Source organism: Pseudomonas sp. Z003-0.4C(8344-21) (assembly GCF_900104975.1).
In the GTDB taxonomy this organism is placed as follows: Bacteria; Pseudomonadota; Gammaproteobacteria; order Pseudomonadales; family Pseudomonadaceae; genus Aquipseudomonas; species Aquipseudomonas granadensis.
The window spans coordinates 2519579-2535194 of the sequence record NZ_LT629756.1 but is presented as its reverse complement, the minus strand read 5'-3'; the positions used below and the strand labels follow the sequence as shown (position 1 = coordinate 2535194).

The 15616-nt window shown below is 57.2% G+C and carries 29 protein-coding genes and 1 pseudogene; 12 read left to right on the top strand and 18 right to left on the bottom strand.

Features of this window, described 5'->3' with window-relative positions:
- Nucleotides 1-101: 101 nt before the first annotated feature.
- The 6 genes and pseudogenes from BLU24_RS11775 to BLU24_RS11750 form a co-directional block, all read right to left on the bottom strand.
- Nucleotides 102-545, bottom strand: coding sequence for a proteasome subunit beta (locus tag BLU24_RS11775; RefSeq protein ID WP_093100306.1), 444 nt, complete (start codon nt 543-545; stop codon nt 102-104).
- 165 nt (nt 546-710) lie between these two features.
- Nucleotides 711-898 (bottom strand): annotated as a pseudogene (locus tag BLU24_RS28005) (hypothetical protein).
- Nucleotides 898-1128 carry an Acb2/Tad1 domain-containing protein gene (locus tag BLU24_RS11765; RefSeq protein ID WP_004573849.1) on the bottom strand — a complete coding sequence of 77 codons (231 nt, stop codon included), beginning with the start codon at nt 1126-1128 and terminating at the stop codon, nt 898-900. The pseudogene BLU24_RS28005 and the gene BLU24_RS11765 overlap by 1 nt, the downstream one beginning before the upstream one ends.
- Nucleotides 1129-1187: 59 nt before the next feature.
- Complete coding sequence (locus tag BLU24_RS28000; RefSeq protein ID WP_047297581.1) at nt 1188-1370, bottom strand: hypothetical protein; 183 nt, start codon at nt 1368-1370, stop codon at nt 1188-1190.
- Nucleotides 1330-1716 (bottom strand): hypothetical protein, encoded by a 387-nt coding sequence (locus BLU24_RS11755; RefSeq protein WP_093100301.1) that lies wholly within the window; start codon nt 1714-1716, stop codon nt 1330-1332. Before BLU24_RS11755 ends, BLU24_RS28000 begins: the two co-directional genes overlap by 41 nt.
- Nucleotides 1713-2036: a phage holin, lambda family gene (locus BLU24_RS11750; protein WP_038861473.1), complete on the bottom strand. Its 324-nt coding sequence runs from the start codon at nt 2034-2036 to the stop codon at nt 1713-1715. The genes BLU24_RS11755 and BLU24_RS11750 overlap by 4 nt, the downstream gene beginning before the upstream one ends.
- A 241-nt stretch (nt 2037-2277) precedes the next feature.
- Here BLU24_RS11750 and BLU24_RS27995 point away from each other — a divergent pair, with 241 nt between their 5' ends.
- Nucleotides 2278-2526, top strand: a complete 249-nt coding sequence (locus tag BLU24_RS27995; RefSeq protein WP_093100299.1) for a DUF6555 family protein — start codon at nt 2278-2280, stop codon at nt 2524-2526.
- 4 nt (nt 2527-2530) lie between these two features.
- Nucleotides 2531-2767 (top strand): hypothetical protein, encoded by a 237-nt coding sequence (locus tag BLU24_RS11740; protein ID WP_093100297.1) that lies wholly within the window; start codon nt 2531-2533, stop codon nt 2765-2767.
- 200 nt (nt 2768-2967) lie between these two features.
- Here the strand turns inward: BLU24_RS11740 and BLU24_RS27575 are convergent, their stop codons facing one another.
- From BLU24_RS27575 to BLU24_RS11685, 12 genes are all read right to left on the bottom strand, one after another.
- Nucleotides 2968-3132 carry a hypothetical protein gene (locus BLU24_RS27575; RefSeq protein WP_157720836.1) on the bottom strand — a complete coding sequence of 55 codons (165 nt, stop codon included), beginning with the start codon at nt 3130-3132 and terminating at the stop codon, nt 2968-2970.
- Nucleotides 3133-3206: 74 nt separating this feature from the next.
- Nucleotides 3207-3581 carry a hypothetical protein gene (locus tag BLU24_RS11735; RefSeq protein ID WP_093100295.1) on the bottom strand — a complete coding sequence of 125 codons (375 nt, stop codon included), beginning with the start codon at nt 3579-3581 and terminating at the stop codon, nt 3207-3209.
- 122 nt (nt 3582-3703) lie between these two features.
- On the bottom strand, nt 3704-4249 hold the full coding sequence (locus BLU24_RS11730; protein WP_093100293.1) for a hypothetical protein: 546 nt from the start codon (nt 4247-4249) through the stop codon (nt 3704-3706).
- Nucleotides 4246-4848, bottom strand: a complete 603-nt coding sequence (locus tag BLU24_RS11725) for a recombination protein NinG (RefSeq protein ID WP_093100291.1) — start codon at nt 4846-4848, stop codon at nt 4246-4248. The genes BLU24_RS11730 and BLU24_RS11725 overlap by 4 nt, the downstream gene beginning before the upstream one ends.
- Nucleotides 4845-5096 (bottom strand): hypothetical protein, encoded by a 252-nt coding sequence (locus BLU24_RS11720; RefSeq protein ID WP_093100289.1) that lies wholly within the window; start codon nt 5094-5096, stop codon nt 4845-4847. Before BLU24_RS11720 ends, BLU24_RS11725 begins: the two co-directional genes overlap by 4 nt.
- The gene (locus BLU24_RS11715; RefSeq protein ID WP_093100287.1) at nt 5096-5497 is read right to left on the bottom strand and encodes a recombination protein NinB; all 402 of its coding nucleotides are present in this window, start codon (nt 5495-5497) and stop codon (nt 5096-5098) included. Before BLU24_RS11715 ends, BLU24_RS11720 begins: the two co-directional genes overlap by 1 nt.
- Complete coding sequence (locus BLU24_RS11710) at nt 5494-6066, bottom strand: hypothetical protein (RefSeq protein WP_093100285.1); 573 nt, start codon at nt 6064-6066, stop codon at nt 5494-5496. The genes BLU24_RS11715 and BLU24_RS11710 overlap by 4 nt, the downstream gene beginning before the upstream one ends.
- A complete protein-coding gene (locus tag BLU24_RS11705; RefSeq protein WP_093100283.1) occupies nt 6063-6860 on the bottom strand; it encodes a hypothetical protein in 798 nt (265 codons plus the stop codon). Before BLU24_RS11705 ends, BLU24_RS11710 begins: the two co-directional genes overlap by 4 nt.
- Nucleotides 6847-7818, bottom strand: coding sequence for a phage replication protein (locus BLU24_RS11700; RefSeq protein ID WP_093100281.1), 972 nt, complete (start codon nt 7816-7818; stop codon nt 6847-6849). Before BLU24_RS11700 ends, BLU24_RS11705 begins: the two co-directional genes overlap by 14 nt.
- A gap of 1 nt (nt 7819) precedes the next feature.
- Entirely contained in the window at nt 7820-8644 is an 825-nt protein-coding gene (locus BLU24_RS11695) for a Rha family transcriptional regulator (RefSeq protein ID WP_093100279.1), read from the bottom strand.
- Nucleotides 8645-8705: 61 nt separating this feature from the next.
- Nucleotides 8706-9173 (bottom strand): YmfL family putative regulatory protein, encoded by a 468-nt coding sequence (locus BLU24_RS11690; protein ID WP_093100277.1) that lies wholly within the window; start codon nt 9171-9173, stop codon nt 8706-8708.
- 64 nt (nt 9174-9237) lie between these two features.
- Nucleotides 9238-9417, bottom strand: coding sequence for a Cro/CI family transcriptional regulator (locus tag BLU24_RS11685; RefSeq protein WP_058415369.1), 180 nt, complete (start codon nt 9415-9417; stop codon nt 9238-9240).
- Between the two features lie 109 nt (nt 9418-9526).
- On the opposite strand from BLU24_RS11685, the gene BLU24_RS11680 reads away from it, so the two are divergent.
- The 10 genes from BLU24_RS11680 to BLU24_RS11635 all read left to right on the top strand — a co-directional run bounded on the left by BLU24_RS11680 (nt 9527) and on the right by BLU24_RS11635 (nt 15018).
- The gene (locus BLU24_RS11680) at nt 9527-10186 is read left to right on the top strand and encodes a LexA family protein (protein ID WP_093100275.1); all 660 of its coding nucleotides are present in this window, start codon (nt 9527-9529) and stop codon (nt 10184-10186) included.
- An 89-nt stretch (nt 10187-10275) separates the two neighbouring features.
- Nucleotides 10276-10440 carry a hypothetical protein gene (locus tag BLU24_RS11675; protein ID WP_442965776.1) on the top strand — a complete coding sequence of 55 codons (165 nt, stop codon included), beginning with the start codon at nt 10276-10278 and terminating at the stop codon, nt 10438-10440.
- A gap of 73 nt (nt 10441-10513) precedes the next feature.
- On the top strand, nt 10514-11029 hold the full coding sequence (locus tag BLU24_RS11670) for a hypothetical protein (RefSeq protein WP_093100271.1): 516 nt from the start codon (nt 10514-10516) through the stop codon (nt 11027-11029).
- Nucleotides 11026-11790: a DUF1828 domain-containing protein gene (locus tag BLU24_RS11665; RefSeq protein WP_093100268.1), complete on the top strand. Its 765-nt coding sequence runs from the start codon at nt 11026-11028 to the stop codon at nt 11788-11790. Before BLU24_RS11670 ends, BLU24_RS11665 begins: the two co-directional genes overlap by 4 nt.
- A gap of 60 nt (nt 11791-11850) precedes the next feature.
- Nucleotides 11851-12282, top strand: a complete 432-nt coding sequence (locus tag BLU24_RS11660; protein ID WP_157720835.1) for a DUF2846 domain-containing protein — start codon at nt 11851-11853, stop codon at nt 12280-12282.
- Nucleotides 12255-12932: a hypothetical protein gene (locus BLU24_RS27990; RefSeq protein WP_231990204.1), complete on the top strand. Its 678-nt coding sequence runs from the start codon at nt 12255-12257 to the stop codon at nt 12930-12932. The genes BLU24_RS11660 and BLU24_RS27990 overlap by 28 nt, the downstream gene beginning before the upstream one ends.
- Nucleotides 12933-13084: 152 nt before the next feature.
- Nucleotides 13085-13336, top strand: a complete 252-nt coding sequence (locus tag BLU24_RS11650) for a DUF1654 domain-containing protein (RefSeq protein WP_093100263.1) — start codon at nt 13085-13087, stop codon at nt 13334-13336.
- Nucleotides 13337-13777: 441 nt separating this feature from the next.
- On the top strand, nt 13778-14116 hold the full coding sequence (locus BLU24_RS11645; RefSeq protein ID WP_093100260.1) for a hypothetical protein: 339 nt from the start codon (nt 13778-13780) through the stop codon (nt 14114-14116).
- A gap of 61 nt (nt 14117-14177) precedes the next feature.
- The gene (locus BLU24_RS11640; RefSeq protein WP_093100257.1) at nt 14178-14363 is read left to right on the top strand and encodes a hypothetical protein; all 186 of its coding nucleotides are present in this window, start codon (nt 14178-14180) and stop codon (nt 14361-14363) included.
- Nucleotides 14364-14442: 79 nt separating this feature from the next.
- The gene (locus BLU24_RS11635; protein WP_093100254.1) at nt 14443-15018 is read left to right on the top strand and encodes a hypothetical protein; all 576 of its coding nucleotides are present in this window, start codon (nt 14443-14445) and stop codon (nt 15016-15018) included.
- The last annotated feature ends 598 nt before the right edge of the window (nt 15019-15616 follow it).

Genomic DNA, 15616 nt, shown 5'->3' with positions numbered 1-15616 from the left:
GCTGTCATGGATTTACTCTGAGACTTGAAATGATGGCTGTATGCCGGTATTGATGGGAATCAACTAGTGATCTGCCAGTGCCGCACTCACCTGCGGCACACCTACCCAGCCTTGCCCGGACCAATGATCAGCGTGCGGATCGCCCCGCCGGTATAGACATCACGCTTCGCGGCAGCCTCGACAGCCTCCTTGGCTGTTGCACCCATATCCATTGCAGCGAGCGCAAAGTCGCGTCCGCTACCGATGGCAAACGAACGCTCCATCCATACCTCGTCCAGCCAAAATCCGCTCTCGGCGTCGCGACCAATCTGGCAAAGCCTGCCATTGGTGACGACAAGCCCATTTGCATCGAGCGGCCTATCGCTGACCTTCACCCCGAAAAACTCATCCATCAGGGCGGCAAAGTCCGCACCACAACCCGTGAACAGGAACTGATGCCCATTCCTATGGATGAGCTTCTCGTAGTCGTCGTGGTCGATGAGTGAGCCGCGAGTCACTCGAGAGTCGTATGCGATCACACCGTCTTTGTAGGCAATGGTCGTCATGCCATGAAACTCCACGAAGTCGGAGGGGTGAGAGGAACTGCACAGGGTTGAGATGAATTGAAAAGGCCGATACCCGATGCTGGGTCGGTATCCACTTTTCAGGCAATACCTATGCGCAACTACATTCGAACTATCACCCTCATCAACCTACTGCTGCTTCCCGCTTCAACTCACCATGATGTTGGTCTGCACCTGGGCGTGGCCGTGCAGCTCAGCAACGATCAGGCCTTGCGGCAGTCCAGCAGCCTTGGCAGCTTCGATGGCCCTGGTGATTGCGATATCCAGTTCGGTCACAGCCTTATTGTCTCAGGGCTCATCGGCAGCGCGTGGCGCAAGCGGGTTACATTGCTCATCAGCTGAAGGGGTCAGCAGGCTTGGCGATCGAGCGAACGAACCACATGAAGCCCTGCTGGAGATTGGTCTTGGCCAGCGCCAGCAGTCGTGGGTCAACACCTTCAATCTGGCCGATCTGTTTGAACAGTTCGCCGGCGTCGGCTTCCAGCGCCTTGATCGAGTTCATGCCGTCGATCTCAGACTGGGTCAGGTCGCGGTAGCCGGTGATCTTCTTGTGTTGGTTATCCATGCTGCTCTCCTCGTCGCGTGTCGCGACACAATTTGCACTCTCGCGAAACGTGTCGCGACCTACTTGCTCTGACTGCGCTTGATCTGCGCGTCCACCTGGTCTGCGCAAGTGTCGAGCAGGTTGATGGCTTGGTTCTTCAGTTCCCACAGCTGGCCGTTGTCGGCGAGGTCTTCATCAGCTACCCGCTCACATGGCACCAGCTCAGGGGGCTCGACTCTTACCGCCGCTGTCTTTGTTACCACTGGCGGCTTTACCGCGCAGGCCGTCAGGCAGAGGCTGAGCAGCCCAATCACGAACAGGCTTGCTGTTGCGTTTGAGTTCTTCAAAGTTCTTCTCCGCCTTTCTGGCTTTGGCCTGGCTGGCCTGCAACCGCTTGTTCAGGTCTTTCTGGTAATCGGCGTTGCGCTGGGCTTCGAGGCGCAGGGTGGTGATCGTGGCTTGGCTTTCGAGGTTGGCGTCGACCGCCTTCTTCTTTTCGCTGGCTTCGAATGCCACTTCCCCGCGAAGGGCGACGACGCGCGACTGCTGAATACCGACGAGCAGGATCGCTACCAGGGCGATGATGATTGCAGCAGCAAAGGTCTTCATGCGGCATCCGCCTTGCGACCGAGGAAGCGGGTCACCAGCTCGCGTATGGCTGTCACGCCGAGGAAGCCGATCGTTCCACCGGCAGCGATCGATAGGCTTGAAGGCCACGCCATCCACTCGATAACGCTGGACGCGACCAGACTCAGCGATCCGCAAATCAGCGCCTCGAAAATGATACGGCGCACGCTGGTTTCTTTCCCGTCGTAGATGACGCGAAGCAAGCAAACGGTGATGGCCATGATGACGCCCGCCATTAGCGGATTGCTCAACGCCAGCCAGAGCTTGGCCCATGTGTCTGGCTTGTCAGGCATGTTTGGCATCCGGGTTGCCTCCCCCTTGGGGAGATTGATAAATCCGGCGTCCGCTGCACTCCCAGCTCGGGGCTATGGGTGTGGGGAGCCGAAAACGAAAAGGGCCTCGCGAATGCAGAGGCCCTGAATAGGGACTGAACCGCTTAGAAATGTGAGCAAGATCAGTTAATTAAGAATTGTCAGACATTTTTTTGAATCTTTACCGCTACCCAGCCATCACTACCTCATAAGCCAACGGAAAGGTGCGGTCGTGAGTAGCGTGGATATTTACAAGATCGAGTACAGCCTCCACGGAGAGCCGAGATCTTTCATCATTCGAGCCAAGTTGATGAACAATTCTGAAGCGTGGCAATGGGCGAGCTGTGACGCGGGTATCGCCCCCATTCCCAAGCCGGGACGACCGCCATTGAAGCGTGTTTCGAAGCCTCTGGCCGAGCGGTTCGGCATCACCGACGTGAAATGGCGCGCAACTGCGGCCCTCACATGGGAGGAGGCTTAGGCAGATGTTCGAGAGCACCTCAGATCTATCAGGCGAGCGATTCTGGGATGACCAAATCGCCGCGAATACCGAAATGTTCCGACAAGCAGATCTGCTGGAGGAAGCTGCCTACAAAATCATTGATTGCGACTCTAGCAACGAAGCTTGGGCGAGATTTACTGATGCCAAAGCTCTGGCGGATGCTCAACGAACGGCAGCCTACCGAGACTGGATGCGAATAAATCGCGCGATGCGAAAATAGGTGCGCTCGTCTTTCCGAGCTTTCAGCCAAAGACCATCCCAGCGTCGACGCCCCATTGCATCGATCTCGCTGTTCCTGTCTCGCGCCACCCCTGAAAGCATTGTGAGGTCAGCGCGGGCTGCCTGCGTTGATCCGTGCGTCGCAATATCCGGCTATCGACGTCCAGGCCTTCCCGAGGGCTGTCCTGGCTACAGGTGAAACTACAGATTCTTCTTGTGGATGCGCCAACCCATGGCGACACCTGAGTGGAGGTATTCGCCGGTCTGTGGATGGCGAGAGAAGTCCGTCTCCCCAACCTGCCGCGCGACTGCCTCCCACGCTGTTCTGTCGCGCTCCAGCAAATTGGCTTTGGCCTTCAGCTTCATGCGTATCTCCCAACGAGTCGAATTCGAGGCAATAAAAAACCCGGCGCAGTGGCCGGGTTCAGAAACGAAACAAATTACGAATCGAGCTGGTGCAGGAGTCGGAGCACGGTGGCGCTGTCAATTTCTGCTTGAACACTTTCGAAAAAAGCCACGCCGCCGCGTCTCGAAAGAGCTTCCAGAAGCTGATCTCCCAACTGGGTTCGCTCCACGGCCCCCAAAATCACAGCTGGCCCTGGGCGAACTTCGGCAGGACGAATAAGTCCTTCGTTTTTGAGCTGCTCGAAAAACAGATCAGCCAAATCAGAAAATTCATGGATGGGATGCTTGGTATCGAGATTTTTCGCGATCAAATCCCTGAAATAGGTACCAGCGATAAGCCCAGGCATAAACGATTGGTTTCCACCTGTTGCTCCAGCCAAAAGCCTTCTCACGTATTCCCACATTTCCATACGAATTTTTCCTTGGACCCCACATGCGAAAAAGCCCAGCTAATTGCCGGGCTTTCATGGTCACTCCTAAACGCGCAGGAATGACAGGATGGGTAGATAATGGCTCATTAGCTCACTGACAGTCAAGCGGCTTTTGTCTCGATCAGTTCATCAGCATCCAGCAGCGTTTGAGCACATACCAATGCCTCATCCACTTCGCGCTCCAGCGCCTTCCGGATATCTCGTCTCCACCGCTCCTGAGTCTTGATCGGATGCGGCTCATCCGACCAGTTGTCCATCTCGTACCAGCCAGCAGGCAGCACATTGGTTGAGCGCTTTCCGTCAACGCCGGCCAGCTTGGGCAGTGCCCAGGTCACGACCGCGCAATGTAGGAAGCGCTCAGGCGCCGGCGAACGCGTGACTTTTGTCAGCTCCGCGATAGCGGCGTGCTTGCGCTCAGTGTGCGTGGAGTACTTCGCTACGAGTGCGCGCCAATGCGCAGCTGACAGCGATTTGTGCAGGCGGCCGAAAACCCAGCAGTCTTGGAGAAAGGCGGCTTCCTTGCCAACGATTGCCCCTTTCTGTTTGGCGCACTGAACCTTTGGTTCGAAGTCGCAGCCGCCGGCGGAGTTGATGGTCTCGGCCGCCAGTGCGCGGACTACGGCGGAAATCACGTTGCGATAAGTCATGCTGCCTGCCCCTTTTTCAGTTCGCGGGTCTTGGCCCGGTATTCAGCCTTGATGGTTTTGATTTCTTCGACGGTGAGCTTCTGGGGCTTATGAGGCCCTTCGATCCAGGCCACCTTGTCGGCGCCGATGCGCTGCACCAACCGGATGCGGTACTCGACCGCGTTGCCGGACAGGTTGCGGTTGCACTTCACGCATTGGCGGTGAATGTTCAGCGGTTCGAAGCGCAGTTCCGGACAGGCACCGATGGATCGGTAATGCCCGGCATCCCAGCGGCTGCCCGTCATCAGGTCGTTGTCGTTCGGCATCGAGTCGCAGCTGATGCACGGCAGGTGCGCGTCACGCAGGCGGACGAACTCGTTCACAGCCGCCTGTGCTTCGCGCAGGTGATCCGCCCTGCTCTTCAGCTTCTCCTTGCGGACCTTGATCTCGCGGCGGTCACGCTGGGCGATGGCCTTGCGAGCTCTCTCGGTGTTCGCTGACGCAATGGCGAGCGCACACTTCGGACTGCACACCGCCTGCCCCAAGCGCTGCGGCGGGAAGCTGATGCCGCACGCTGGGTTCTTGCACTTCTTCGGCCTGGGCGTCTTGGCAGCGATCATCGGCGGCTCTCCCGCTTTTCACGCATGTAAAAGTTCGCCACCACTTCGGCAAGAAACCGGCAGCCAAACTCAGACAGGCCGCCGGCGAACTCGCTAGCCGCTTCCGCTCTATTCGCATACTCGCTATCCAGTCGAAGCGCGACAGCACTGCAGAACCCTGCGATGTCTTCCGCGTCCATTTCCTTGACCAGCTTGTCGACGGACAAAAACACGGTCGTTTCAGTGGTGATTCCAAGTCCATCGCTCATCAATACCGCCCTCCCCACTTGTCCTGCTCAGTCCAGCGCACACCATGCTCGGCGCCGAAGGCGTGCATCAGCTCGAACAGATCGCTGAACCACTTCTGCGACTGCTTGCGGGTCGATACGGCCATCACGACGAAGCCACCGTCGAGGCCGGGCTCCGCGCGCTGCTTCTCCAGCGAGGCACTGAAGAGGCACTTCCAGTCCTCACTGGTCAGCTTCTTGCCGTGCCAGACCACTTGCTCTGATACGTCCTTGAGCATTGCCCACATCTTGCGGTTGCAGACGTCCGGGCGCTTCTCGTCGCGGATCACCACCACCTTGGGCTTGCTCAGGTCGATGGCGTGCAAGGCGCCGGCCAAGCGGTTGATATCGCTTCGGTCGCGAATTGTGTATTCGGGATTCATGGGTTCTCGCTCCTACAGGCAGAGCGCTCTGGAATGGGCTTTTCGGTCGGAGTTTTGCGCTGCTCGCTCCCGCAGGCGACTGGCTGTCCCTCGCTCATCGCCACCGCGGCATTCCAGACTTTGCACCAGGCGCATTCGATACCAGACTTTGCGCCGTTACCTTGATCCCAAACTCCAGGGATGGCGTGACAGTGCCCGGGCGCGTTGCCATTGCCGCTGGTGTGTTTAGGTATCTCGTTTACTACGCACGCCATCACGCTTCGCAACGCCTCGTTCTCGGCCTTGAGTTGCTCAATCTCCCTGAGCGTCCCAGCCTTGGCATCCGCTGCTGCGGCGTCGGCAATGCCCTTGACCGCTTCGGTTACAGCAGCGCGGATGATCTGGCGCTCCGGCGATGCGGAAAGACGATCGTTCTCGGCCAGCAGCTCCAGCGCCACCTCCTCCACGGTCTTCTCCCCGAGAAATTCCTGCAGCGCCTCGGTGTTGCGCTTCCAGTCTGCGCAGTCGGCACGGAAGGACGCGGCTTCGGCCCACAGCAGCTTCTGGAATTTTTGTTTATCAATGCTCATTGAGCCGCACTCCTTGCTTCCAATTGTTCGGCCTGCTGAATGAGCAGCGCCCGGCGATCCGCCAGCTCATTGGCTGCCTGAATTCGCATTTCTGTTTTTTCCTCGGCTGATGCTTGGCGCATGGCGAGCATCGAATCCTTCACCGCGGCGAGCTTCTCGCGCAGCTTTGGCGAAGGCCGCGCAACCTCACCGGTGAGCAGCGCTACGACGGCCCGACCGTCTTCAGTGACCGGCACGACACTCAAGTCGGCCAGGTACTGCTGAGCGCGCTCCTGAGGGATTCGCTGCATCTGCACGGCCTTGGTGATCGCCTGTGTGCGGCGGTTGGCGTCGAAGCCGACCGACACATGCCAGTTCACTTCCTTGCTGTCCTCCCGGGCCTGCCCCACCAGACGCTCGTAAGCACTGTTGAACGCCATGCGCGCGCCGACCTTGTCGCCCGCATCGAGCACGGGTTTCGCTGCAGCCAGCGCAAGTTGGATTTCGTCGGTCAGCACCACGGTTTCAAACTCGTCATTTGTGGTCATGGCGATCGCCCATGCTTCGTCCTTTCCCGGACGACCATCTGCAACCTGAACGCGCTGGAGAATGTCGGCCATTGCCAGCTTGCCTCTCACTTCAAAGCGGCAGGCCTTCAGCGCGGCTTTCACAACCGGTACCGGGTAAGCGCAGAGGTCTTCGGCCATGATCGCCGCGGTGCCTGGGTTCATTTCCTGACCCATGGCTTCGGCGGTGGCGCAGATCGCAGCAGCGAGCCCGGCAACTTGCTGGTCGTTCATTTCAAAGGTACTCATTGCGCTCTCCCGCTTGGCGCTTGGCCAAGACCATTTGCGCGGCCTGCTCGGCGGCGGAGACGTTCGCTTCGGTACGTTCCATCTGGCGGGCAGTCGTGCCGTTGATGCGCTGCCCCGTCACCCACTGGGTGTGGTAGCTCTCGGCGTTGGCCAGCAGCTCGTTGAGGCTGTGGCACTTGCGGAGCACAGCGGCATCGCTGGTTTTCAGGAAGTGGGCGGCGACGTGGTGGGCGACATCGGCGCCGAGGCGGTCAACCAGTTGGCCGAGCTGGCCACCGACCTTGGCGTTCCACACAGGCCAGGTGCTGTAGCGCTTGCGGTAGGCCATGGCGTAGTTCGCCCAGACCTTGAAGGTTTTGCAGGACTGATCCTTGGGCCCCGGCATGTCAGCGGGAATCTCGACCCGTGGCGCATCGGTTCGATCAACCACCAGAACCAGATTGCGGGCCGGCTTGTCCGGGCTGCCTTGCAAGTCCTGACTGGTATCCTGATTGGTACCCTGATGATTGGTATCCTGATTTGTCGGAGATTTTTCCGACCCTTGTTCGGATTTTTCTCCGACCTTGCTCGGATTTTTTTCCGAGGTAGATCGGATTTTTTTCCGACCTTCGTTCTTTGGTGGGGTCGGATATTTTTCCGACCCATCCACCTTCTGGTTCCACTCAATCGCCTTCTCGGTCAGGCGGAACAGCGTGATGTTCGAAGTGCTGGAAAGCTCAATCAGCCCGGCTTCTTCCAGGGCCTTCAGCATGCGGTAAGCAGTGTCTGGCTTGTCAGTGAGCAGCGGCAGCTCCTCGATGATCTTGGCCTTGCTCAGCGCGAAGAAGATTCCGTCGTCAGTCTTGATTGGCTTGGTCCAGCTCGGGCAGCCGTAGACGAACGCGAACAGCAGGGCCTGCTGAGAATTCAGCCCCCACTCCAGCGCCTTCACCTGATTGATCGTGACGGTGTATTGCATGTCAGGCCTTCCCGACCAGTTTGGCCAGTTCGAGGAAGCGGTCGACGTACCAGTGGGGTTGCGTCTCGCGCGGGCATTGAGGGCTGGTGAGGTTCTTGCCGTACTTGAGGCCCTTTTCAGTCACGGACCAGAAGTCGACCATCTCGTGTTTGGAGTTCTTGCGCTGGAGCTGCTTGAGGAAGCCATGGTCGGCCAGCGCACGATTGAAAGCCGCCGGCGCGCAGCGGATGCCGCTGTCCTTCAGTAGCGCTGTGGCTGACTTCGTCGGCATCGAAGATCCGCCAGCTGCATCAGGCGCAGCATCGACGGCATACCCGGGCAGAAACTTGGCATCAAGTCCGTTGTTGGCGGCGATTTGGGCAAGCATCATCATCTTGCTCGACGCCGCTGGCTTGAGCAGGCGATCGAAGCATTCGAGAATTGCCAGCTCGCCGACGATCTTCGGATTGGATGGACTGGAGCGAGCTCGTTCGCGATCCTCAAGTGCCGTCATCCGGTCGAAAACGAGCGCTTGGAGCTCATAGCTGTAGGACATCGCGATGAGGCATGCTTCCCGCTTTGGGAAGACGAAGCATTTTTGGGAGCGGCTTCGACTGTCCATGTAATCGGCTGAAAATTTAGCCGATTGATCTGCACCCAAAACTCGAGGCACTTTGGCCATCAGGTTTTTATGGGTGAGTACGGGATCGCCCTGTTCGCGATTTGAATTGATGAACTGAACCAGCTCCAAGCTGGACATAGAAACTGTTCGCGACACGTTTTCAGAATTGGAAAAACGTGTCGCGACATTGTTGGGGGTATTGACGTAAGCATTCTGTGTATTCATTATTGCCTCGCTGAAGTAGCAATGAGCCAGGCCACGAACCTGGCTTTTTTGTGCCTGCGATTTATGCGCGGGCTTTGTGCAACTCAATCACCGCCCCGATAGCCTCAAGGCTCGCCGACATGTACTTGGCGTGCAGGGCGCGGATCTTCTTTGCTTCATTCGCATCGATCTCGCCATCTTCCAAAGCTGACGCAACCATCTGATCAAGGGCGCCGCGTTGTGCAGATGCAGCCAGCGAGCGCTGGTACAGGTCGACGTTGTCCAACTCCCCCGCCTCCGGGATCCTCACGAACACACCGCCGTACATGGCGCAGATGTAGTCCGGCAGATGCTCGGTCTTCGTTTCGCTTTCCAGCACGAATATCTCGGCATCGCTCAACGGCTTGCAGCCTGCTGTCTCGTAGATCTGGTTTTCCAGACGCTTGTTCTTGATGCCAAGGCGAGCCGCTGCGCAATCCATCCCGCCAGGGAAAGCGTTGGACACGGCTGCCATAACTTGGCGGCGGGTCTCTAGTACGGGCGTTTTCATGTCCTAGTTTTTCCTTGGGGAGGTTGCGGTCAAGATGGCTTCAATGAAACGGCGGACTGGGATGTCAGGCGGCTTGTGCCTTCTTTGCTGCCTTGAACTTTCCTTTGGAAAGAACCTGAATCTGGTACTGCCGGGATTCGGGGATGGTTTCCCCCCACATGGTCACAGCGCTCGGGCGGATGCCCAGAGCTAGTGCCAGCTTTGTCTTGCTGCCGAAGAATTCGGCGACTTCATGCGTATTCATTTCGCATCCTCGTTCGACTCTGACGCAATTTCAGCATGCTTAAGTGATTGCGTCAACGGAGTTTTCCGCCTACTGCATGCTTAAATTCAGTTAACTTAATATTGAGTCCATGGAAAGACATGAACGTATTGCCCGAGCTATACAGCTCAGCGGGAAAAAGAAGGGCGAAATTGCGGCGCTGTGCGGCGTCGCGAACTCTGCTGTCACTCAATGGATTACTGGCGAGAGCAAAAGCCTCCGGCCAGAGAATCTCTACGCCTTGGCAAAAGCAACTGGCTTCAGAGCAGAGTGGCTTGCTATTGGTGAGGGTGCGGAGCAGGAGGCGTCAGAGCCCAACGTCTCGATGACGGAGCAGCCTTCTCAGAGCTTCCGCTACCCAGTGATCAGTTGGGTATCGGCTGGCTCCTGGGCCGAGGCTGTAGAGCCCTACCCTGCAGGCATATCGGATCGCTACGAGTTTTCCGAGTACAACTCGAAAGGCCCGGCGTTCTGGCTTGAAGTCAAAGGCGACTCGATGACCTCGCCGGTAGGTACGAGCATCGCCCAGGGCTCACTTATCCTGGTGGATACCGAAGTAGAAGCGGCGCCAGGCAAGCTTGTTGTGGCTAAACTTCCAGACAGCAACGAGGCGACCTTTAAGAAACTGGTCAGCGACGGCGGAAAGCTCTACCTAAAGCCGCTCAACCCCGGATACCCGACCGAAGTCTTCGATGAAAACTGCCGGATAGTTGGCGTCGTAGTGCAAGCAACACAGAAGTTTCACTACTGAGCTAGATGTAGCCATGCCCGCCACCCAAAACCAGCCAGCAATTGTGCCGCGATCTGAAAGAGGCTGCGGCTCTGCTCAAGTGGTCCGGCGTGGATCTGATGCAGGCAGCCGCCCGGCTATCCGAGGCAGGCCAAGAAGATGAAGCCAAGGAGCTGCTGAAGATTGCAGCGAGCTACCAGGCAGTTGAGGATCGGCTGGCGGGCTATGCGGATGAGGTCAGGGATCAACGCATCACCAGAGCGAAACCGGAGTAGTCGGTTTTTTTATAACGTATGCGAGCAGCCCATTGAGGGCGCCAAGGGAATGCAGATGCGGAGCATTGCGTGAATGGCAAAGCCTTCAAAAATCTCCTATGAAGAAGCAATAGCTGGCCTTGAAGTGGAAAAGCATTGGGTTGCCGGCGACTCCATTGAATGGGTTCAAACATCGGTAAAGCAGTGGCCTTCCAGCTTCAAGTTCCGGACAGCACTTCAAGTGAGCAATGTGCGTCCAGAGGGCCTATTCCTACAACTCGACTACAAGCCAAGTCTAATCCAGGATGTGCCGGACAAGCTGTATATGACCCTGCTGGTCAATAATGCCCGCGTCTTCGGGATAGATGAGAACGGTTCAGCGAATCATGTGAACAAGGTCGGTATCGGGAGGGAGTTTTTTATGCAGAAGATTTCTCACCCTCACATCCATCTCCCGGTCCCTGAGGCATCGTACGGGTACATCGAGCCTCTTAAAGCACAGCCCGTCTCAAGCTTGTGGCAGGTCTTCCTAAGTCGTGCCAATATCATCGGCGCTCCACCATTAAATCTACCGACGGAAAACGATGAGCCACAAATGAGGTTGATATGAACTGCACACATATTACCGAGGCCTTCGGTCTAGCGTGTACGCATATCAATAGCGGCCTCGTTTACCTAGAAAGCCCTATCTCCCTGTCCTTTGACGGCACCTTGATCGGAGCGTACGTTCAAGATATTGGTCAAGGTCGAGTTCGCATCACCGACAACGCAGATACGTTGTTCCACGCGATGACGATGGGCGTGAGCCCCAATGCGAACAAAGCCGCGAAACTGGCTGCCATCGCGGCGGATTGCCACATTGCCCTATCCGAAAGCGGTGAGTTGCATGCTTCGTGTGCCGAAAAAGATGTGCCGTACTACATGGCTCGATTTATCGAAGCGGCGAGCCAGATCAGCCAAGCTTGCGATGCTTGGCGACCCGCGCCCATATCTAAATTTGAGAAGATTGTTTCGAAGGCTCTTCGCGCCGGATTCCCCAAGCGAGTGAAAAGGGACTATGAGGTTCAGGGCGCGAGCGGCCACAACCTTAAGTTCCAGTTCGCGCTTGATGTCGAGTCTGGCAATCCGCAGATCATTCAGACCGTAAGTGCTCAGGATGACAAGCCACACTGGCTGTCCGTCTACAGCACCTTAGGGAAAATGGTTGATCTGAAGAATGCCGCACCACAAGCAAGACGCCTGGTGATTTTAGAGTCGGCCAACCCTCAAGACGTAGGTAAGGCAGCTTCTGCGCTGGCAGAAAGCGCAAGCGTTCTGGTTTTCAAGACCGCGTCTCAGCTTATAGAAGATATAAGGTCGCTCGCGGCCTAAATTCGAAAGCCCGGCCCAGCGCCGGGCTTCTTGTATCTGCCCTGCCAAATGGATTTCGTCATGCGCAACCTCCTTGTAATCGCCCTACTCGCTCTCGCTGGCTGCGCCTCCGTACCCATGGCTAATCACCGGGAAGACGTTGTAGCGAAGCAATTCTCGCCCGCTTCAGGCATGGCTGGTTTATATATTTATCGCAATGAATACCGTGGCGGAGCGATCAAGATGCCGGTAACTGTAGATGGCCGGGTTCTTGGGAAAACGGTACCAATGAGCTATCTCTACACCGAGGTCACACCTGGTCGGCACATCATTACGGCAGACGGCGGCAACACAGATCAGATAAAGGTTGTGGCTGTGGCTGGCGAGAACGTTTACGTGCATCAAGCCATACAGTCAGGATTCTCCATGGCCGGAAGCAGCATGAGGCAGGTGGGCGATACGGAAGGTCGTACCGGCGTCTTAGAATGCAAAATGATCTCCTCACAATTCTGACGACCCTGTCTTTCGCAAATGGTGGCTGTACGCCACGAATGATAAAGTGCGGGCTCAATTACGGGAGAGATCCAATGAAAGGATTTGGGACATTCGCGCTGATCGTCGGCGTGTGCTGGCTGATTTTCGCGCTGAGTATGGAAGTCTCCGTGCCGACTGGCGCCGGCGGCAGGGTGAATAACCTGGGGCTCATGGCTGACCGCCAGATCCATACCATTGTTGGCGGAGTGATTGCGCTCGCCGGCCTGCTCATGGTTTTGCTGGGTGGTAAAGGCTCCCCTGCTGCTGCCCAGGTAGAGAAAGACACGCGCCCTTGCCCTTTGTGTGCCGAGAGCATCAAGACAGCGGCGGTTAAGTGCAAACACTGCGGTGCAGACGTTGAACCAGTAGCCCCCACAAAACTGAAAAATGGGTGGGTTGCATCAACTGCCTGCCGTGACGAAGAAGAGCGGCAGCGAACCATTGAGGCAATTACCAGCACCGGACTCCCGGTTGTTCCTATGATCGGCCTGGCTGTGGGTGCTGGCCCATTTGAAACGAAGGAAGAGGCAAAGCGGGCGCTGGTCACTATGCGTGACGGCCCGCGGCTATTCTGCGAGCTCGTCTATAGAGACTCGGTGAGCGGTAAGTACCCGCCGATTGCGGACTGATCCATCAAGCAAAACAGAGCCCGCTATGCGCGGGCTTTTTGTTGCCCAAGAGAAAGTGGCTCGCAAAATCTATGCAGTAATGCATAAGGGCGCTTGCCAATGCCGAGGAACATAAATACTGTATATAAAAACAGCTAGGTAAGGAGCGCCACATGCCCAGTCCCGCATTCACCACATCGAAACCGTCCTCGTCGTATGAGTCGGCAGGCCGCCGCCTGCAAGCCTTGATCGCCGCTCCAAGCGTTCAAAAGGTACAGGCGGTCACAGTGGCGAGGCTGGATCATGAATCACCAGAGGACTGGCAGCGCCTACTGGATGAGATCGGCGAGACCTCTGGCGTCCGGGTCGAGACCCTAGAGGGCGGCACTGTCAGGATCGGCTGGCGAGAATACTGCGACGCATAAATGAGCCCGCCATCGAGCGGGCTTTTTATCGCCTACACATTTCAGCAATCTGAATTAATTTATTCAGCATGCTTGACATGTATATTTCAGCTTGCTTAAATTCATCTCAAGCCAGCAACGAACACCGCCGGCCAGCAGCGAAAGCCGCGCCGCTCTTTAACAACCAGCGCCATGAACGACTACCCGGCCAGTCCGGTTAGGTCACTCCCGGCTCCATCGGTGGGAGGTCAGTAAACCGATGAACAAAACCGCACTTGCCTCTACCGGCGACCGGCGATCCGACAGGCCCGAAAGCCTGCCCACGCGCAGCCCACTGCGACGGCGGACGAGGTGTTGACCGAACTGAGTGAATGACCCGGTAAGCGGGTGCGGGGAAAAACCACAGATTTACTGATGCCGCTTCTATGAGGCGGCATTGGAAATCCAACGGGAGATAAACAGATGGCACGGCAGAACGACATCGAGCACCTGCAAGACCTGATGCAGAAAGGCGAGCTGACCGCAGATCAAGCGAACGTGCAGATGGTTCGCAACGAGCGCTTCAGGATGGTGGTGAACAGCCTCCCGGCCAGCCTTCGCAAGGCCCTCAACGCAGCAGTACGTAGCGGCGAGCTGGGCCATATGAAGAAAGACGGCCACAAGCCTGAGTGCTACTTCCATCCGACTTTCGAATATCTGGCGAAGGCAGAGCGCCTGAAGCGCGAGCAGCAAGTAAACAGTCTGCGCGGCACGGCAACTGTATGCATGAGTGACGTCGTGCGGGCCGGTTACTCAGCATGACGGGCCTTTTCCTGATCCACCTGGTGACGGGTGCGTTGGGAAAACAACCGAGGGCAAGACGATGAATAAGGTAATTCACATCACGCTGCGCGGTGAGCTGCAAGTCTTCGCCGACGCCGACCTGAACGCCTGCATCCGAGAGGCAAACAGGCTCAACGCTGAACGGGGACTCACCAGCGGAGTGCGCGTCGTTGAGTGCGAAGACGGACATCGAATGACGGCGGCCGACTGCAAAGCTGCTGCATAACGATTTCACTGGCTGGCCTTGGCGACAGGGCCAGACGGGAAATCAACCGCCCAGTTGGGCACAACAGCAGGTGACAGGCATGGACATCAAAACCCTTGAAGCGCTGGGCGTGAGCGCAACCGACCTTTCCGATCGCATCGTGGACCAGGCGGTGCACGCCCTTCTCTACTCCACCGGTTACGGAGAGGACGACGAAGAAAGCACGCAAGCGTCCCGCTTCAAGCAGCAGATTGAAAAGCGCGTGAAGGATGCGGTCGACCAGAAGATCGACGCGATGTTTGCTGAGCACGTTCTGCCGCGTGTTGGCGAAATCATCGAATCGGCCGACATGCGCAAAACCAGCCACTACGGCGAGCCGAAGGGCGAACCGATGACCTTCAAGGAGTACATCGCCAGTCGCGCTGAGGTGTACATGAGCGAGAAGGTCGACTACCACGGCCAGTCGAAAGACGAGTCGAAGGACAGCTACAACTGGCGCGAATCAGGCCCGCGCCTCACCGTTCTGATGAAGCTCTACATCAAGGACACGCTCGAGAAGAGCGCGAAGTCGGCGATCAACGACGTGAACAAGGTGATCGCCAAAAACATCGAGCAGGCTGCCAAGGACGCGATTACGTCCTGCGCCGCCTCTCTCAAGGTTGCAGCGACTCTCTGACAACCAGCGCCACGACAGCCTGTCGTTAACTGCCCGAACGCCTCGAAAGAGGCTGCATCGGAATGTCGGCGCCCCATGAAAAAAGCTGATCCAGGCCAACTGTTTGTATGCGAACGGGCGGACGTAGTTAGGCATCTTGGTCAGGACCGACATTCCAATGCAGCTTCGATAGGTGGCCACTGCCTGCCCAGTGAGCGTGCAATAGGAGGATGACCATCATGTAACAGTGAGCGATTCACCTGCGCGGCGCGGCAAGCCTGAAGGCCGGCGCCCATCACTCATACAGGCAGCGGACAGTAGGCCGTCGATGTCACCGCGCATCGGCCGAATGAGGTAGGCCACCCCATCGCACGAAGACAACTTGATGATGCAAACCCGGTCTGTCGCCAGCAGCGAGACCGGGCCAACCTCCCCCGACACCACCCGAATGCACTCCCCTCCGCGCCCAACGGCAACCAGCGGAGCGGATGAGTGCATTGCGAGTTTTGTTGGATCAACCAAAGAGGTTTTAGCGATGAACGACGAATTCAGCCAAATGGCATGCGGTTCGATCTCGCACTACGCGAGCCAGTGCTTCAGCAGCATCAACGAGTGCATG

Excerpts from the sequence above, each read along its gene's own strand:
- BLU24_RS11665 (WP_093100268.1), top strand. The coding sequence starts at position 11,026 with ATGAACTGCACACATATTACCGAGGCCTTCGGTCTAGCGTGTACGCAT.
- BLU24_RS11670 (WP_093100271.1), top strand. The coding sequence starts at position 10,514 with ATGGCAAAGCCTTCAAAAATCTCCTATGAAGAAGCAATAGCTGGCCTT.
- BLU24_RS11690 (WP_093100277.1), bottom strand. The coding sequence starts at position 9,173 with ATGAAAACGCCCGTACTAGAGACCCGCCGCCAAGTTATGGCAGCCGTG.
- BLU24_RS11715 (WP_093100287.1), bottom strand. The coding sequence starts at position 5,497 with ATGAATCCCGAATACACAATTCGCGACCGAAGCGATATCAACCGCTTG.
- BLU24_RS11750 (WP_038861473.1), bottom strand. The coding sequence starts at position 2,036 with ATGCCAAACATGCCTGACAAGCCAGACACATGGGCCAAGCTCTGGCTG.
- BLU24_RS11640 (WP_093100257.1), top strand. The coding sequence starts at position 14,178 with ATGAATAAGGTAATTCACATCACGCTGCGCGGTGAGCTGCAAGTCTTC.
- BLU24_RS11650 (WP_093100263.1), top strand. The coding sequence starts at position 13,085 with ATGCCCAGTCCCGCATTCACCACATCGAAACCGTCCTCGTCGTATGAG.
- BLU24_RS11700 (WP_093100281.1), bottom strand. The coding sequence starts at position 7,818 with ATGCAATACACCGTCACGATCAATCAGGTGAAGGCGCTGGAGTGGGGG.
- BLU24_RS11635 (WP_093100254.1), top strand. The coding sequence starts at position 14,443 with ATGGACATCAAAACCCTTGAAGCGCTGGGCGTGAGCGCAACCGACCTT.
- BLU24_RS11685 (WP_058415369.1), bottom strand. The coding sequence starts at position 9,417 with ATGAATACGCATGAAGTCGCCGAATTCTTCGGCAGCAAGACAAAGCTG.
- BLU24_RS11645 (WP_093100260.1), top strand. The coding sequence starts at position 13,778 with ATGGCACGGCAGAACGACATCGAGCACCTGCAAGACCTGATGCAGAAA.
- BLU24_RS11775 (WP_093100306.1), bottom strand. The coding sequence starts at position 545 with ATGACGACCATTGCCTACAAAGACGGTGTGATCGCATACGACTCTCGA.
- BLU24_RS27990 (WP_231990204.1), top strand. The coding sequence starts at position 12,255 with ATGCAAAATGATCTCCTCACAATTCTGACGACCCTGTCTTTCGCAAAT.
- BLU24_RS11660 (WP_157720835.1), top strand. The coding sequence starts at position 11,851 with ATGCGCAACCTCCTTGTAATCGCCCTACTCGCTCTCGCTGGCTGCGCC.
- BLU24_RS11740 (WP_093100297.1), top strand. The coding sequence starts at position 2,531 with ATGTTCGAGAGCACCTCAGATCTATCAGGCGAGCGATTCTGGGATGAC.
- BLU24_RS11755 (WP_093100301.1), bottom strand. The coding sequence starts at position 1,716 with ATGAAGACCTTTGCTGCTGCAATCATCATCGCCCTGGTAGCGATCCTG.
- BLU24_RS11735 (WP_093100295.1), bottom strand. The coding sequence starts at position 3,581 with ATGGAAATGTGGGAATACGTGAGAAGGCTTTTGGCTGGAGCAACAGGT.
- BLU24_RS27575 (WP_157720836.1), bottom strand. The coding sequence starts at position 3,132 with ATGAAGCTGAAGGCCAAAGCCAATTTGCTGGAGCGCGACAGAACAGCG.
- BLU24_RS11765 (WP_004573849.1), bottom strand. The coding sequence starts at position 1,128 with ATGGATAACCAACACAAGAAGATCACCGGCTACCGCGACCTGACCCAG.
- BLU24_RS11720 (WP_093100289.1), bottom strand. The coding sequence starts at position 5,096 with ATGAGCGATGGACTTGGAATCACCACTGAAACGACCGTGTTTTTGTCC.
- BLU24_RS11695 (WP_093100279.1), bottom strand. The coding sequence starts at position 8,644 with ATGAATACACAGAATGCTTACGTCAATACCCCCAACAATGTCGCGACA.
- BLU24_RS11710 (WP_093100285.1), bottom strand. The coding sequence starts at position 6,066 with ATGAGCATTGATAAACAAAAATTCCAGAAGCTGCTGTGGGCCGAAGCC.
- BLU24_RS11725 (WP_093100291.1), bottom strand. The coding sequence starts at position 4,848 with ATGATCGCTGCCAAGACGCCCAGGCCGAAGAAGTGCAAGAACCCAGCG.
- BLU24_RS11680 (WP_093100275.1), top strand. The coding sequence starts at position 9,527 with ATGGAAAGACATGAACGTATTGCCCGAGCTATACAGCTCAGCGGGAAA.
- BLU24_RS11730 (WP_093100293.1), bottom strand. The coding sequence starts at position 4,249 with ATGACTTATCGCAACGTGATTTCCGCCGTAGTCCGCGCACTGGCGGCC.
- BLU24_RS11705 (WP_093100283.1), bottom strand. The coding sequence starts at position 6,860 with ATGAGTACCTTTGAAATGAACGACCAGCAAGTTGCCGGGCTCGCTGCT.